Source organism: Turicibacter sp. HGF1 (genome assembly GCF_000191865.1).
GTDB lineage: Bacteria > Bacillota_I > Bacilli_A > MOL361 > Turicibacteraceae > Turicibacter > Turicibacter sanguinis.
In genome coordinates this window covers 1-14,261 of the sequence record NZ_AEXQ01000012.1, presented here as the reverse complement: position 1 = coordinate 14,261, position 14,261 = coordinate 1, and the positions used below count along the sequence as shown (strand labels likewise).

At 35.0% G+C, this 14,261-nt stretch carries 17 protein-coding genes; 13 read left to right on the top strand and 4 right to left on the bottom strand.

What is annotated here, in order from left to right:
* Window positions 1–9: 9 nt before the first annotated feature.
* Entirely contained in the window at window positions 10–1,161 is a 1,152-nt protein-coding gene (locus HMPREF9402_RS01255) for a YibE/F family protein (protein WP_006783807.1), read from the top strand.
* Window positions 1,162–1,203: 42 nt separating this feature from the next.
* Here HMPREF9402_RS01255 and HMPREF9402_RS01250 read toward each other — a convergent pair whose 3' ends face one another.
* Window positions 1,204–1,692: an RDD family protein gene (locus HMPREF9402_RS01250; protein ID WP_009606233.1), complete on the bottom strand. Its 489-nt coding sequence runs from the start codon at window positions 1,690–1,692 to the stop codon at window positions 1,204–1,206.
* 483 nt (window positions 1,693–2,175) lie between these two features.
* Complete coding sequence (locus HMPREF9402_RS01245; protein ID WP_009606228.1) at window positions 2,176–2,421, bottom strand: hypothetical protein; 246 nt, start codon at window positions 2,419–2,421, stop codon at window positions 2,176–2,178.
* A 785-nt stretch (window positions 2,422–3,206) separates the two neighbouring features.
* On the opposite strand from HMPREF9402_RS01245, the gene rsmD reads away from it, so the two are divergent.
* The 3 genes from rsmD (at window position 3,207) to HMPREF9402_RS01230 (ending at window position 4,807) form a co-directional block, all read left to right on the top strand.
* On the top strand, window positions 3,207–3,758 hold the full coding sequence (gene rsmD, locus HMPREF9402_RS01240; RefSeq protein ID WP_006783804.1) for a 16S rRNA (guanine(966)-N(2))-methyltransferase RsmD: 552 nt from the start codon (window positions 3,207–3,209) through the stop codon (window positions 3,756–3,758).
* Between the two features lie 35 nt (window positions 3,759–3,793).
* Window positions 3,794–4,279, top strand: coding sequence for a pantetheine-phosphate adenylyltransferase (gene coaD / locus HMPREF9402_RS01235; protein ID WP_009606230.1), 486 nt, complete (start codon window positions 3,794–3,796; stop codon window positions 4,277–4,279).
* A 228-nt stretch (window positions 4,280–4,507) separates the two neighbouring features.
* Complete coding sequence (locus tag HMPREF9402_RS01230; protein ID WP_006783802.1) at window positions 4,508–4,807, top strand: hypothetical protein; 300 nt, start codon at window positions 4,508–4,510, stop codon at window positions 4,805–4,807.
* A gap of 25 nt (window positions 4,808–4,832) precedes the next feature.
* Here HMPREF9402_RS01230 and HMPREF9402_RS01225 read toward each other — a convergent pair whose 3' ends face one another.
* The gene (locus HMPREF9402_RS01225; protein WP_006783801.1) at window positions 4,833–5,957 is read right to left on the bottom strand and encodes a nucleoside recognition domain-containing protein; all 1,125 of its coding nucleotides are present in this window, start codon (window positions 5,955–5,957) and stop codon (window positions 4,833–4,835) included.
* A 158-nt stretch (window positions 5,958–6,115) separates the two neighbouring features.
* On the opposite strand from HMPREF9402_RS01225, the gene HMPREF9402_RS01220 reads away from it, so the two are divergent.
* Both HMPREF9402_RS01220 and feoB read left to right on the top strand, forming a co-directional pair.
* Window positions 6,116–6,361, top strand: coding sequence for a FeoA family protein (locus HMPREF9402_RS01220; RefSeq protein ID WP_009606244.1), 246 nt, complete (start codon window positions 6,116–6,118; stop codon window positions 6,359–6,361).
* The gene (feoB, locus tag HMPREF9402_RS01215; protein ID WP_006783799.1) at window positions 6,358–8,349 is read left to right on the top strand and encodes a ferrous iron transport protein B; all 1,992 of its coding nucleotides are present in this window, start codon (window positions 6,358–6,360) and stop codon (window positions 8,347–8,349) included. Before HMPREF9402_RS01220 ends, feoB begins: the two co-directional genes overlap by 4 nt.
* Window positions 8,350–8,393: 44 nt before the next feature.
* Here feoB and HMPREF9402_RS01210 read toward each other — a convergent pair whose 3' ends face one another.
* A complete protein-coding gene (locus tag HMPREF9402_RS01210) occupies window positions 8,394–9,068 on the bottom strand; it encodes a CPBP family intramembrane glutamic endopeptidase (RefSeq protein WP_006783798.1) in 675 nt (224 codons plus the stop codon).
* A gap of 437 nt (window positions 9,069–9,505) precedes the next feature.
* Here HMPREF9402_RS01210 and HMPREF9402_RS01205 point away from each other — a divergent pair, with 437 nt between their 5' ends.
* Genes HMPREF9402_RS01205 through HMPREF9402_RS01180 form a run of 7 tightly spaced genes read left to right on the top strand, consistent with a single transcriptional unit; the run spans window position 9,506 to window position 14,202 of the window.
* Complete coding sequence (locus HMPREF9402_RS01205) at window positions 9,506–10,894, top strand: RnfABCDGE type electron transport complex subunit C (RefSeq protein ID WP_009606231.1); 1,389 nt, start codon at window positions 9,506–9,508, stop codon at window positions 10,892–10,894.
* Between the two features lie 17 nt (window positions 10,895–10,911).
* Window positions 10,912–12,000 carry an RnfABCDGE type electron transport complex subunit D gene (locus HMPREF9402_RS01200; RefSeq protein WP_009606240.1) on the top strand — a complete coding sequence of 363 codons (1,089 nt, stop codon included), beginning with the start codon at window positions 10,912–10,914 and terminating at the stop codon, window positions 11,998–12,000.
* A gap of 16 nt (window positions 12,001–12,016) precedes the next feature.
* The gene (locus HMPREF9402_RS01195) at window positions 12,017–12,550 is read left to right on the top strand and encodes an FMN-binding protein (protein ID WP_006783795.1); all 534 of its coding nucleotides are present in this window, start codon (window positions 12,017–12,019) and stop codon (window positions 12,548–12,550) included.
* Between the two features lie 16 nt (window positions 12,551–12,566).
* The gene (rsxE, locus tag HMPREF9402_RS01190) at window positions 12,567–13,187 is read left to right on the top strand and encodes an electron transport complex subunit RsxE (protein ID WP_009606238.1); all 621 of its coding nucleotides are present in this window, start codon (window positions 12,567–12,569) and stop codon (window positions 13,185–13,187) included.
* A complete protein-coding gene (rsxA, locus tag HMPREF9402_RS01185) occupies window positions 13,188–13,763 on the top strand; it encodes an electron transport complex subunit RsxA (RefSeq protein WP_006783793.1) in 576 nt (191 codons plus the stop codon).
* Window positions 13,763–13,921, top strand: a complete 159-nt coding sequence (locus tag HMPREF9402_RS14415; protein ID WP_006783792.1) for a hypothetical protein — start codon at window positions 13,763–13,765, stop codon at window positions 13,919–13,921. Before rsxA ends, HMPREF9402_RS14415 begins: the two co-directional genes overlap by 1 nt.
* Entirely contained in the window at window positions 13,918–14,202 is a 285-nt protein-coding gene (locus HMPREF9402_RS01180; protein ID WP_006783791.1) for a (Fe-S)-binding protein, read from the top strand. Before HMPREF9402_RS14415 ends, HMPREF9402_RS01180 begins: the two co-directional genes overlap by 4 nt.
* Window positions 14,203–14,261: the final 59 nt, after the last annotated feature.

Genomic DNA, 14,261 nt, shown 5'->3' with positions numbered 1-14,261 from the left:
GTCAGCAGTGTGAAGCGTAAAGAGATAGTATTTGTTAGTGTTTTTGTTTTGTTGTTAGCGATTCTTTGGTTTTTACCAACAGGTTATGAACAGCAGATTTATATTAATTCATCAGGCGTTAAAGCAACCGTGAGATCTGTCAATAACAGTGGGGTTTACACGACTGGATTACTTAATCAGGGGGATCAGCGATGCGAAATTGAAATTTTAAGTGGAGCACATAAAGGTGAAATCGTTGAAGGAATGAATCTTTTAACGGGAAAACTAGAAGTCGATAAGTTATATGAAGTCGGAGATAAGGTATGGACGTTGATTGAGCAAAATTCATCAGGTCAAGTCATATTTGCTAATTTAATTGATTATTATCGATTGGACGAACAACTGATTTTAGTTGGTTGTTTTATCTTCTTACTCATTATGGTTTCTGGATTTACCGGGGTTCGGACGTTATTGTCTTTTGCTTTTGCATTACTGAGCATTTGTAAAATCTTAATTCCGTCCTTATTAAGAGGTTGGAATCCACTTTTTATGGCTTTAATGGTGGGGAATTTATTAACCATCGTGACGTTGTTATTAGTAGCAGGCTGGACCAAAAAGGCTTATACAGCCATAGCAAGTTCGATGATTTGTTCTTTTTTGACTTGTTTATTAGCGGTATGGTTTGGAAGATTATTTAATATTGATGGAGCGGTAATGGATTGGTCAGAATCGCTTTTGTATGCAGGTTATCAAAATTTGGATTTAGACGGTATTTTTCAAGCGGGTATTTATTTAGCATGTTCGGGTGCCGTTCTAGATTTAGCCATTGATATTTCAGCGGCACTTGAGGAGGTGTTAAAGCATCATCCGACCATCAAACGCACTGCCTTAATTAAATCGGGACTTACAATTGGAAAGTCAGTTATTGGGAGTCAAATGACGACCTTGCTGTTGGCTTATATGGGAAGTTACATTACGATTTTAATGGTTTATTTAGCACAAGGAACGCCTTTGTTATCCATTTTAAATTCTCAAAAGATTTCAGCTGAAATTTTGCACACGTTTATTGGATGTATGGGACTGGTGCTGGTTTCTCCTTTAACTGCTTTGATTTGTGGAGTTTTTTATTGTCCTATATCAAGAAAGAAACAAGAAGAATTAGTGATGGAACTAACTCAATAAAAAAGTATCGAATCCTTCTTGAGGACTCGATACTTTTCATTTTTAGCGGATGCTTCGTTGGGAATTATAATGGTTATAGTAATCGTCTTCAGCTGCTTGATCGCGTTGTGCATATAATAATTGAGGGTTTAAGTCTACGACACGTGTTTTGAAAATTAAATCATGTATCGTTCGTTTATCCTTTCGTTCGCTGATCATATAAAAGCTAGCCAAATGGGTGATACCGAAAGAAAAGTATAGGGATAAGTATTTAAAAAGTTCTCGAAGATGAATTTGCCACCAAGTGAGTTCTTTCTCATCTTTTATCATAACCGGTTTAATTTTCATTAATTTTTTTCCAATCGTTTGTCCATGATTTAAGCTAGGAAATAAGATGGCCATGACATAAAAGACAATGATAACCACAGGGTATTGAATCGGCCCTGTTAGTGCCAAAATAAGAATAAACATAAGACCAATCGTCATCGATAAATCCAAAGCATGGGCATTCATTCGTTTTTTAAATGGAGCAAGATAATAACTTTCTTTCATTACAATCACTCTCTTTTTACCAATTTTTAGATATTATAACACGCTTTCATTGGGTAGTAAAGATAAAAAAATAAGCCGCCTAGGGGGGGGGCGGCTTATTCATTCATACTTTGACCATATGTGAAAGGGAGAGGAGAAGTATGATAGAAGAATAGGGGGGATTATTTTACTGTAACCTCTCGGCTACACTAATAATATTGACCATCTTTTTATTTTCTATACGTTTATTTTAAAAATAGATAAGAGTTTTTGTCGTTCCTTTAAGGGATTATAAGATAATTGACAAAACAGAGTGTTTTATAAGTTATTCTCTAGCTTCAAAGATCGATGACATTGTAGAAGATACTTAATTTTGGAGAAATAATCATTGGAGGGGAGTAGATTAGGGAGGTGTTAGGAAATTATATTTGTTGATTGAAAAAGAAAAAGATATTAGAAATTCATCTAACATCTTTTGGTTATAATATTAATTTTTAATTTAGATTATCCAAGCCCGACAAATAAAATAGCCATATAAGCTAAAGGAATTAGATTTAAGACAAGTCCGGCAATTCCAATCCATTTTTTTTCTGGCTTTAAAGATAAAGAGAAGGCAGCTAGAACAACCCCCATAACTGCTAATAGGATAACAGCGATCATTGAATTAATTAAAGAAGTGAATAACACTACGTTTAATGAACATCCGATAATAAGACTTGATAGTCCGATAATTTGAGAATAAGCTTTCATCGTTTAGTAACCTCCTTGTTGATGATATAAAAGATTTAGATAAATCAAATATGAGAGTAAATATACATTTGCTAAAAATCTTTAATAGATGCATTAAAGGGGAAATAAAAGCACATAAATTAACATTCTTGTTGGATAGACTAATCAGTCTTTGGTATAGAAAGGTTAATTGGTCCAGTTTTTTATTTATTCCTAGCAATTATACTTTGCTTTTCAAAGCACTTTTAATATATCACGTTAATATTAAGTTTGAGATTATTTAACGTAAACAAGCTGAAATTATACGTAAATATCTTTTTTATGGTATTTAAGCTAATTTTATATAATTTTTCCAAATTATATTTTTGATAAAGGGAATATGAATTGAAGTTATTCAGATTAAAAACTCTGTCATTGGAAATCGATGCAATCGTAATAGTTTGAAGATGATCATTAAAAAGGTATTTTAATTAAAACATTAGGATTTTAAAATACTATAAAATTAGTAAACTTTATTGAAAAGATAGAGGTGAATTGATCGCAATAGATTTAAAGAAATATATTTTGTTGATTTTTCGACCTTCTAACATTAAAATTAAAAGAGTATTCGTCAGATTAAAAGTTTGAGTTAGATAATTCTTAACATTAATAGTAAGAGAGATTAAGATAGAGCGCTAACTGTAACTAGACATTTTTAATGAACTTTCCCGCTAGTCATGATGGAGTTACTCCAGATAATAAAAGATGATAAGTTCAATTACATTTTAATAATGAGATAAAATAGAAAAATATTAGGAAGTGATAAAATGCGAGTCGTAGCCGGAACATTAAAAGGAAGAAGCATCAAAGCAGTAAAAGGTACGAATACTCGACCAACGACTGATAAAGTAAAGGAAAGTATTTTTAATATTATTGGCCCATATTTTGATGGTGGAATCGCTCTTGATTTATTTGGTGGAAGTGGAAATTTAGGAATCGAGTCATTAAGTCGAGGAATTGATAAAGTCATTTTTGTCGATCGAGAAACGATTGCTATTAACACGATTAAAGAAAATGTTAAAGATTTACGAATTGAAGACTGCGTCGAAATTTATCGTAATGATTATTTTAGAGCGTTAAAGGCGTTAGTCAAGCGAGACATTCAGTTTGATTTAATTTTATTAGATCCACCTTATAAGGGACAGAAAATTAATGAGATTATTGAGTTTGTAAATGAACACAACCTATTAGCATCTGGGGGAATCATTATGGCGGAGTGCTTAAAAGAAGATGAATTGCATGAGATGATAGGGGATATCAAACAAGTTAAACGTGAAATTTATGGCATCACATCCATTACGATTTATCATCGTGATTAATCCTTTGTAAGGATGATAGTGGAGGAATAGCAGTTATGAAAAAGATTGGAATTTATCCAGGAACGTTTGATCCTGTTACCAATGGTCATTTAGATATCATTGGTCGTGGATATGAATTATTTGATTATTTATATATCGCTGTTGCTGAAAATATTAATAAAAAAACATTGTTTACGGTCGAGGAACGTGTTGACATGTTAAAAAAAGCAACCAAACATTTAGAACGTGTTGAAGTCGTTGTTTGTGCTGATGCGTTAGTAGTTGATTTTGCTAATCAACTTGGTGCTAAAACGATTTTACGTGGATTACGAGCGGTAACGGATTTTGAATATGAGTTTCAAATTGCAACGACGAATAAACGATTACAACCTAGTATTGAAACAGTGTTTTTAATGACGCGTGCTGAAAACATGTTTTTATCATCCTCTACGACAAAAGAAGTTGCTAGATTTGGTGGAGATGTTTCAAGCTTTGTTCCTGAGTTTGTGCAAGAGGCATTAAAGAAAAAATTTAATAAATAATTTAATAAATAATGAATGGATAAAACCAGCGTTTAAGAACAATGGTTTTATCTTTTTTTTTAGACATTTGTTCTTATTTGCTAATAATCGACTCGATGGTTTCATATAGTGAAATGTTTAGCGATAAAAGACTTATTTAGGCTAAATCAGTATCTATTTATGAATTTCTCTCATAGATTATATGAGAAGAACAGTAAGGTGAAATAGCAAGAGAGGGGAAAAGAACATATGCCTTTAAAAAGTTATGATGATGGTAAAACGCACCGTGCCACTGTTTCTAAACTTATTTATCCTAATCAAGTGTTCACGTTAGAAGAAATTAATCGTTTCTTCAATGGAAAGAATGGAAATCCAACTTACGTGGTTGTCAATGGGTTAGTATTTGATATTACCGATCGTTTGAATGATTTTTACGAAGAGTTTGGATATATTGATGAAGTTAAAACAGAAATTAATGATTGTCACTTAGGAAAAGTTAAAATGCTGGTGAACGAAACAAATTTAGTCGGGTATATTAAACACAAATAAAGCAAAAAGATGAAGGAGTTTTCCCTCATCTTTTTGCTTTTTTATAACGATCCATCTGATGAATGATAAGTTGTAGAGGTTTAAGAATCAGATATGAAATCATGAATCCAAGTGTTAATTTAACAAAAGGATTTAGAATGAATAACGGATGAAATCCGACTTGTAAAAATACATCATCTGTTTGCTCGAGGTATTGATAGCCAAATAGGACGATCAGAGCGCTACTTATACCGTGTACGCATCGCATGAATAAGTACTTGATGTAAGAAACGCTTAAATTTTTAGCGAACATAAAGGTTTGAGTGTGAATTGAAAGCCCTGTAAAGCTCACAATAAAGGCAGTTAAAATCAGTTTCGTTTTAAATGGGAAAGAAGCTGAGGCAACTTTTGTCACACCTTGTGTAAACTCGAGCAGTCCTGCAAAGAATGGCTCAATCGTGTTGATGTTCATAGAAGATAAAATAGGTGCTAACAGTTGATCGAACCACTCAATTAAGTGAATGATGTTAAAAGCTTCTGAGACAATGTAGAAAAAGACGATAATTCCACCCACACGTAATAAGGTTTGAATGCTACTTTCAATACAGTCGATTAAAATAGTAGCAAAGGATTGTGTTGGATATTCGATATTAAGTGTTTTAGAAGAGGTCGTCTTAAAATAGGGATAACACAGAATAAAAACAGTGATAGACCCAAGAAGATGACTCGTTAATAACAGATATCCTATTTGTGTCGATTGATAAAGGACAACTCCGATTGTTCCAATGATAAAGAGTGGACTTGAAAAGTTACAAAAATAAAGAAGTCCAGTTAGCTCTCGTTCGGAAATCAGATGCTTATCATAGTACTCACGTGCCATTTTCGGCCCTGATGGATTTCCACTAATGAAGCTCATGAACATCACAAAGAAGGATAAAGGCGAAATTTTAAGAACCGATTTGAAAATGGGTGCGAATAATTTTCCAATCATTTGAGGCACTTGATAGTAAATCATCAAGCGAGTGAGCACAAAGAATGGAAAGAGAGCGGGAACTACTTTTTCAGCCCATGTTAAGAGTCCAGTTTTTGTCGAGGCAATAATAGGAGCGGGATAAAGCAGTAATAAAACTAGAAATAATAATAACACAACAGATTTCATTATATTTTTCATTTTTCTTCACCTATAATGAATGTATTATTTAAGTTAAGCAAATATGTATTAAATCTGATGCCAAGAGTCAACTTTTAAACAAGTAGACAGATAATTTGGCATATGATATACTATATTTAATGATAATAGTTATCAATAAAAAGAAGGGGGCCAAGAGAATGGATTTATCGACATTAAAAATAGGTGAAACGGCTGTCATTCTTGAATTTAATGGGATTTCTGATAGTTTTAGTCGTCGTCTTTATGATGTAGGGATTTCAATTGGTTCTGAAGTGACGATGTTGAATGTGTTAAACTTTGGACAATTATTTTATATATCAATCGAAGATGTTGATTTTTGCATCCGTGTTGAAGATGCGAAAAAAATTAAAATAGAAAAAATGAGAGTAGAGGTGAAAAAATGAGATACATGTTAATAGGAAATCCAAATGTAGGGAAGACCACTTTATTTAATAATTTAACGGGTTCGAATGCTCATGTTGGAAACTGGAGTGGGGTAACGGTTGACAAGCTAGAGGGAAGTATTAAGAAAACGGATGACGTTTTAATCGATCTTCCTGGAACTTATAGTGTGACTCCAAGTAGTGAAGACGAGGGAGTTGTGACATTTGCCATTTTAAATGAAGATTACAATGGATTTTTAAATATTGTAGATGCCACACACTTAAAGCGTAATTTACATTTGACGATTCAGTTGTTAGAAGCTGGCGTTCCAATGACCATTGCGATGAATATGATGGATGCCTTAAATAGAAAAGGATTGCAATTAAATGTAGAAAAGTTACAAGCGTTGATTGGTGTGCCAATTTCATTAATTTCCGCCCGTAAAAATCAAGGAATGGATGACTTAATTAGCGTGTTACCTACATCAAGTTCAAAGGTAGCCTTTAATTTGTATTATGGTGTGGAAGTTGAGAGTGCGATTAGTAAAATTAGTGCGTTACTTGATTCAACACCTACTCATTTGGATTCACGTTGGATTGCGATTCAAATTTTAGAAGGAAATGAAGGGATTTTTAGTCATTTATCTTTATCACATGCGGATGAGATTCGACAGGTGGTTGCTAAAACAGAGCAAATCATTATCGAAAAAGAAATTGCCCTATCATTAAAAGGAGCCATTTTTAATAAACGACGTGAGTTTATTTATAAGGTATATCAAGAATCGATGGAAGTAATTCCAGGGTTTCAACCGGATGTGAAGCCGAAGTTAACGAGTGTTGATCGCATTTTAACGCATCCAATTTGGGGAGCTATCATCTTCTTTATTTTTATGCTTCTCATTTATTCGATTACATTTGATTTAGTTGGAAATCGTATTTCGGATGGATTTGATGGCGTTTTAAATGATTGGATTATCCCACAAATCGAGAATTTATTAGTGATGCTAGGGGCCTCACCTGATGGATTTATTTACGGAGCCATAATAGATGGTCTTGTAGCTGGGGTTGGTGGTGTGATTATATTCTTACCTCAAATTTTAATTTTGTTCTTCTGTTTATCGTTAATGGAGGCAACAGGTTACATGGCACGTGTGGCGATTGTGATGGATTATATTTTCTCTCGCTTTGGATTAAATGGAAAAGCCATTGTTCCCTTAGTCACAGGATTTGGATGTAACGTTCCCGCTATTATGGCGACTCGTACGATTCCAGATCGTTCAGAACGTATTAAAACGATGATGATTATTCCATTTATGTCATGTTCAGCTCGTTTACCGGTTTATGTTTTATTCGTGGGAATGTTTTTTAGTCGTTTTCAGTCGTTAATTATCATGGCCCTTTATTTACTAGGCATTATCATCGCTTTATTAAGTGCTAAATTATTATCGGTCTCGATGTTTAAGAAAACAGAAACGAATTTTATTTTAGAAATTCCACCGTATCGTGTGCCACAATTTAAAAATTTATTAAATCAAACGTTAAATCGTGGAAGTGACTTCTTACATACTGCAGGGAAATTTATTATTTTAGGTTCAATTATTATGTGGATCTTAAATGAGATGGGGCCAGCCGGCCTACATGTTTCAGGTGACGAGAGTTATTTAGCGATACTCGGTGGTGTCTTAGCTCCTTTGTTTTTACCTCTTGGATTTGGAACTTGGCAAGCTGCGAGTAGTTTAGTGGTCGGATTCTTAGCCAAAGAACTTGTGGCTTCATCTATGCTTATTATCTGTGGTGGTGAAGCGGGACTAATGAACTTATTTACGCCACTTCAAGCATTTTCTTTCTTAGTGTTCTCACTCCTTTACATCCCATGTTTATCGACCGTTGGGGTAATGTATCAAGAAACAAAATCAGCGAAGACGACGATGATGATGGTTGGCTTTGGATTGATTGTGGCTTATGTTGTGACGTTTGTCTTTTATCAAATAGGTCATTTTATATTTTAAACTGAAGTAAAAAGGCACTGAAACTGTAAGTTTCAGTGCTTTTTTTATTGCATTGATGAAATTAAGATGATGGTTGAAAATAAGTTTTGGAATAAATGAACGCCGATAGAATACCAGATGTTTTGATTTTTATAGTACGCATATCCAAGAGCAAATCCCATGGCAATATAAGGAATAGCATAAATAAAATCACCTGCGGAAATAACGTGAATCATTCCAAATAAGAAACTACTGAGGGCAATGCCAATCCATGGACGATTTAAGAAACCTTTCATAATCGTATAACGGAACACGACTTCTTCGACTAATGGGGCAAATAAGACGGTTGTGATTCCCATCAACACTGGATAGATGTTCATACATTGTTCAATGACTTGTTGATTGACTGATGATTCCTCAGATTGCGTGATCGCCATCACGATTAAATTTGCTAAAATGGAGCAACCCCATAAAATAATCCACCCCACTAAAACAGCACGAAGATATTTTCCAGTGGATTTGATTTCCTTTAATTCAGTTAATAATTCTTTTCCAAACAATAATAATGTAATCGCGACTAAAACTAGATAGGAAACAAGATTCGTATAAACTTGTAAAGCAATTGGATCTGAGATATTAAATAGAGCTGAAATTCCATATAGCGTGACGTATGGTAGTAAAAACATCACAAATACGTATGAAAAAATGAGTAAAACGGATTTAGATTGACGTAAATTCATCTGACACCTCCAAAAATGTTTTAATTATGGATTATTATAGCATACCGAATTTTAAAAAGAAACTGTTCGGGTCTTGATTCAGTCTATGTTTTGAGAGGTGAAAATATATGATGATTCATAAAAAGAATGGATTTTCCTTCAGGTGCAATCACACAACTTTTCAAAATATGACAACTTAACTAATTTAGAAAATTTCAAATACCGGATGAGGGGATTTAGAGTTTTTTTCACAAACAGTAGGTCAGAATGAGTGAAATGAGTGGCTATTTTAGCCAAAAGAATCAGAGGAGTGATAAGATATTTGCGAAAGAGAGTGAACTTTTTAAGTCAAAATGCAAATTATCCGCCTAAGGGTATAATAACTTTTCGTTTTTAAAAATATAGTGTGTTAGAGGGGCGTTATGCTCATCAGGAGCTTTATTTGAGGAGGATAAAACATGAGGGTGATTGATCGGATTTTAAAACCGGATCCTTATACTCATATTCCGGGAAAAAAAGAGTTAGCTTTAACTGTGGATGTCATGGAATACAATAATTCAAATTTTGTTTATATTCCACTGACTAATCATACAAGTTTAAATTGTAAAGCCATTGTTGAAGTGGGAGATCATGTGTATGTAGGAACTGAAGTGGGTCATCGAACGGATGGGATTAACATTCCAATGCATGCAAGTATTAGTGGAGATGTTGTTGCGATTGAAAAGAAATGGCATCGAAGTGGAAAACAAGTGTTGTGTGTTAAAATTCAAAATGATTTTAAATATGAAATGGATCCAAGCTGTGTACCACCCGCTGATTCAAGTGTTTTAAGTCGAGAAGACATTGTGGAGATGATCCGTAAAAATGGGGTTGTCGGGCTTGGAGGTAGCGGATTTTCAACGTATATTAAATACTTAAATCCAGAAGGAATCCATACTGTTTTAATTAATGGTGTTGAATGTGAACCGTATTTAACAACAGATTATCATTTTATGTTTGATCAACCAGAACGGTTCTTTGATGGAATTTCATTTTTAATGAAAGCAGCAGATGTTAAAAAAGGAATCATTGCCATTAAGAAAGGGAAAAAGAAATTAAAAGCTTTTTTAGAGCAAAAGATTGATGAGTATCAAGTTCGAGATCAAATTTCTGTTTACGAGGTACCAGATGCTTATCCACTCGGCTGGGAGAAAGTCTTGATTAAAACGATTACAGGTCGAGAGTATGATCGCTTACCTTCAGAACTTGGATTTACTGTTTCAAATGTTGGAACGGCTATTGCGACTTCATTTGCTGTTCGTGATAATCGGCCATTTATTCGCCGACTAGTCACAGTTTCTGGAGAAGGGATTAAACGTCCAGGACTTTACTATGTCCGAATTGGAACGCCGGCTAAAGAGTTAATTCAATTAGCCGGAGGGTATATTGATGATGCAGATGAAATTAAAATCATTGTTGGGGGACCGATGATGGGTGGCGTGATGAGAAGTGATGATTTTGTCATATCACGTGGGGTTAATGGAATTGTGGTATTACCAACGAAGAAAAAAGAGGGGCCCGATAAAGGCTTTGACCGAATTAAGGATATTTTATGGCCGAACTATAAAAAAGAGGTCATCATGGAAAAAGATGAACAACCGTGTGTGAGTTGCGGTCGTTGTACTGATCATTGTCCAACGGGATTACAACCTGTTTTGATTAAGGATATGGCTAAACTTAAAGATAAAGAGCGTCTCACTAAGTTAAATGCGAAATCTTGCGTAGAATGCGGGATGTGTACGTATGTTTGTCCATCGCATATTGAAGTGACAGAGTTTGTGCGACGAGCCAAACGAATTTTAAAATAAGAGGGGAAGAGAAGAACATGGCAAAAATCGCAAAATGGTCACCAACGCCACACTTACATAGTCGAAGTAGTACACAACAGATTATGTATGAATTTAGTGCCGTTTTAGGTGTGATTAGTTTAATTGCAATTAGCGTTTATGGTTATACCTTTGGAGGTGCCTATGCCCTAAAAGCTATATGGATGTTACTCGTTTCAATAATATCTGCTATTTTAACCGAAACCATTTTCTTTGCATGTGGTCGTCGATTTAAAGATGTTTATGAATGGTTAACGCTAATTGTAAAATCGTATTCACTTATTACCGCTATTTTATTAGCTCTTTGTTTGCCGATTGGAACTCCTTTAATGGTCGTTGCGATTGGTTCTTGTGTCAGTGTTTGGCTTGGAAAGTTAGTGTTTGGGGGCGTTGGTTATAACCCGTTTAATCCAGCACTGGTTGGTCGTGCCTTGGTCACGATTTCATTTGGAGGATTATTAACGACAACTTTAACACAAGTTGATGCCGTTACCTCGGTGACTCCTCTGGTGCATTTGGCGCAAAATCAATATATTGGGACGTATGAACAATTAACGGCTCCATATGGTGGACTAGTCGGTTTGTTAATGGGGACTTATGGTGGAGCAATTGGGGAGAGTATTTCATTTGCTATTATCATAGCCATGATTTATTTAGTGGTTCGTCGAATTATTGATTGGCGAATTCCTGCCTTTTATTTAGGAACCGTCTTTTTCATGACATGGATAGTTGGAGCAATGAATGGAGTGGCTGGGATTTGGTATCCGTTGTTTCATCTTTTAAGTGGAGGCATTTTATTTGGAGCTGCGTTTATGGCAACTGACTTAGTGACCTCACCCGTTTCTAGAAAAGGGAAAGTGTTTTTTGGAATGGCACTTGGAATCTTAACGGTCATCATCAGACTGCTTGGAAATTACCCAGAAGGTGTGTTTTTCTCTATTTTAATCATGAATTTATTTAAACCTGTCATTGACCGAGGATTTATGGGACGAATGAATCTTCCACTTAAACGAGGAGAAATTTGTTTTTGGTTAGTTAGCTTTTTGATTGTTATTGGTATTGCTGTCTTAATTGGAATCATGATTTAAAGTGAGGTGAGACGTTGTGGTAAAAAAACCAATCTATTTAGCTTGTTTTTTGGCCGTTATTGGAATTATTTGTGCAGGATTAATTGCGAGTGTGAATACGATGACAGCCCCTATTATCAGTGAGCGTGAAAAAGCGGAAAAAGAGGCCACTATATTAGATTTTTTTCCGAGTATGACGCGTTTTGAAGAGTCAGATACATCGGAATCGGAAGAGTTTAAAGCGATTCAGGTGATTTATAATATTTATGATCAAGATAATGATTGCATGGGCCGAATTTATGAATTAGCGACGAAAGGTTATGGGGGCGATATTCAAATGTTCGTAGCCTATGATTTAAAGACAAAGGAATTGATTAATCTCCGCTATATTGGAACATTTAGTGAGACGCCTGGATTTGGGAGTCGGGTGAAAGAGGATGAGTTTTTATCTCAGATATTAAATAAACCGGTGGATGGCATGAGTATTGATACATTATCAGGCGCGACGATTACGAGTTCAGCGGTTAAGAAGGCGATTGATGAGGCGAATGCACATTTTTTAAAACATTAGAATTGGGGGGAAGAGGATGACGAAGAAGGAAATTTTGAAGCGGGGTCTCATCACTGAGAATCCGTTATTTGTTTTATTACTTGGAATGTGTCCTTCGCTTGGTGTCACGACATCTTTGCAAAATGCACTTGGGATGGGGTTAAGTGTTGTTTTTGTGTTACTTTTTTCAAATATTGTCGTGTCGTCAATTAGAAAATTAGTACCAGATGAAGTTCGAATTCCTGTTTTTATTGTGATTATTTCAACAGGTGTGACAATCCTTGAGATGCTTTTAAACGCGTATGTTCCATCACTTGCTGCAAGGCTTGGAATTTTTATTCCATTAATTGTCGTGAATTGTATTATTCTCGGACGTGCTGAAAGCTTTGCAAGTAAAAACAAGGTGATTGATTCTATTTTTGATGCACTTGGAATGGGGTTTGGATTTACGCTTGGACTTTGTGTATTGGCAAGTTTCCGTGAATTAATCGGTGTAGGAAGTTTATTTGGCGTTCAATTTTTACCCGAGTCGATTAGTATTCCAATCTTTATTTATCCAGCGGGTGCTTTTTTGGCACTTGGATTAATTATTGGAATCATGAATCAATATCGGATCTCTCAATCAAAAAAAAGAGTGAAACAGGAGGTGAAGGCGTAGATGGAAACTTTAGTTCCAATTGCATTGACTGCATTACTGGTTCAAAACGTTATTTTATCTCAGTTTTTTGGAATCTGTCCCTTCATTGGAGTTTCTAAAAAGACAGAGTCTGCAATCGGGATGGGATTGGCTGTCACGTTTGTTATGGTCGTTTCATCAAGTGTTTCATGGCTTGTTTATGAATATATTTTAGTGCCTTGTGATATGACGTACATGAGAACCATCACGTTTATTTTAGTTATCTCTTCTTTAGTTCAGTTCGTTGAGATGGTAGTTAAGAAGTTTTCACCGAAACTTTATAAGTTACTGGGAGTTTATTTACCACTTATTACGACTAACTGCGCTGTTCTTGGAATTGCCGTGTTATCGATTGATAATCAGTATAACTTAATAGAAACCATTGTGTTTAGCTTATTTTCAGCACTTGGATTTACGTTAGTTATTTATTTATTTTCTGTGATTCGTGAACGATTAGAACTTGCTCCAATTCCAGAAGCGTTAAGAGGAGTTCCGATTGCTTTAATTACAGCCTCGATTATGTCAATCATCTTCATGGGATTTGGAGGGATTGTTTGATGGCGCCGATTGTTTTATTTGTTGTCTTGGTGAGCATTTTTATGTGGACATACGTCATGAATAAAAGAACCGAAGCTCCAATTACAATAAACGAACAGACGTCTTGTCATCGTTGTTCGAATCATACTTGTTCTCATTATAAGGGGGGAGAAGAGTGAGTGCGATTTTAGTTCCTATTATAGTCATTGGAGGTTTAGGATTAGTACTTGGCGGACTGCTTGGGTTGGCGAACCTTTATTTAAAAGTTGAAGTTGATCCGCGAATTGAAAAGTTAATTGCAATGTTACCGGGATATAACTGTGGTTCATGTGGATTTCCTGGTTGTTCTGGTTTAGCAGAAGACATCATTGAAAATGGAGGTACCGTTAACTCATGTAAACCATGTAGTGCAGATGCTAAAGCTAAAATTAATGAATTTTTAAAAGAAAATAAAGGATAACAAAAAAGCCCCTTCGCTTTTGTTGATGCGATGGGGCTTTTTCAAATAATAGATCTCTA

What these genes read in the sequence shown, in the direction of transcription:
- HMPREF9402_RS01250 (WP_009606233.1), bottom strand. Translation starts at nt 1,692, where the DNA reads ATGAAAGAAAGTTATTATCTTGCTCCATTTAAAAAACGAATGAATGCC.
- HMPREF9402_RS01245 (WP_009606228.1), bottom strand. Translation starts at nt 2,421, where the DNA reads ATGAAAGCTTATTCTCAAATTATCGGACTATCAAGTCTTATTATCGGA.
- rsmD (WP_006783804.1), top strand. Translation starts at nt 3,207, where the DNA reads ATGCGAGTCGTAGCCGGAACATTAAAAGGAAGAAGCATCAAAGCAGTA.
- coaD (WP_009606230.1), top strand. Translation starts at nt 3,794, where the DNA reads ATGAAAAAGATTGGAATTTATCCAGGAACGTTTGATCCTGTTACCAAT.
- HMPREF9402_RS01230 (WP_006783802.1), top strand. Translation starts at nt 4,508, where the DNA reads ATGCCTTTAAAAAGTTATGATGATGGTAAAACGCACCGTGCCACTGTT.
- HMPREF9402_RS01225 (WP_006783801.1), bottom strand. Translation starts at nt 5,957, where the DNA reads ATGAAAAATATAATGAAATCTGTTGTGTTATTATTATTTCTAGTTTTA.
- HMPREF9402_RS01220 (WP_009606244.1), top strand. Translation starts at nt 6,116, where the DNA reads ATGGATTTATCGACATTAAAAATAGGTGAAACGGCTGTCATTCTTGAA.
- feoB (WP_006783799.1), top strand. Translation starts at nt 6,358, where the DNA reads ATGAGATACATGTTAATAGGAAATCCAAATGTAGGGAAGACCACTTTA.
- HMPREF9402_RS01210 (WP_006783798.1), bottom strand. Translation starts at nt 9,068, where the DNA reads ATGAATTTACGTCAATCTAAATCCGTTTTACTCATTTTTTCATACGTA.
- HMPREF9402_RS01205 (WP_009606231.1), top strand. Translation starts at nt 9,506, where the DNA reads ATGAGGGTGATTGATCGGATTTTAAAACCGGATCCTTATACTCATATT.
- HMPREF9402_RS01200 (WP_009606240.1), top strand. Translation starts at nt 10,912, where the DNA reads ATGGCAAAAATCGCAAAATGGTCACCAACGCCACACTTACATAGTCGA.
- rsxE (WP_009606238.1), top strand. Translation starts at nt 12,567, where the DNA reads ATGACGAAGAAGGAAATTTTGAAGCGGGGTCTCATCACTGAGAATCCG.
- rsxA (WP_006783793.1), top strand. Translation starts at nt 13,188, where the DNA reads ATGGAAACTTTAGTTCCAATTGCATTGACTGCATTACTGGTTCAAAAC.
- HMPREF9402_RS14415 (WP_006783792.1), top strand. Translation starts at nt 13,763, where the DNA reads ATGGCGCCGATTGTTTTATTTGTTGTCTTGGTGAGCATTTTTATGTGG.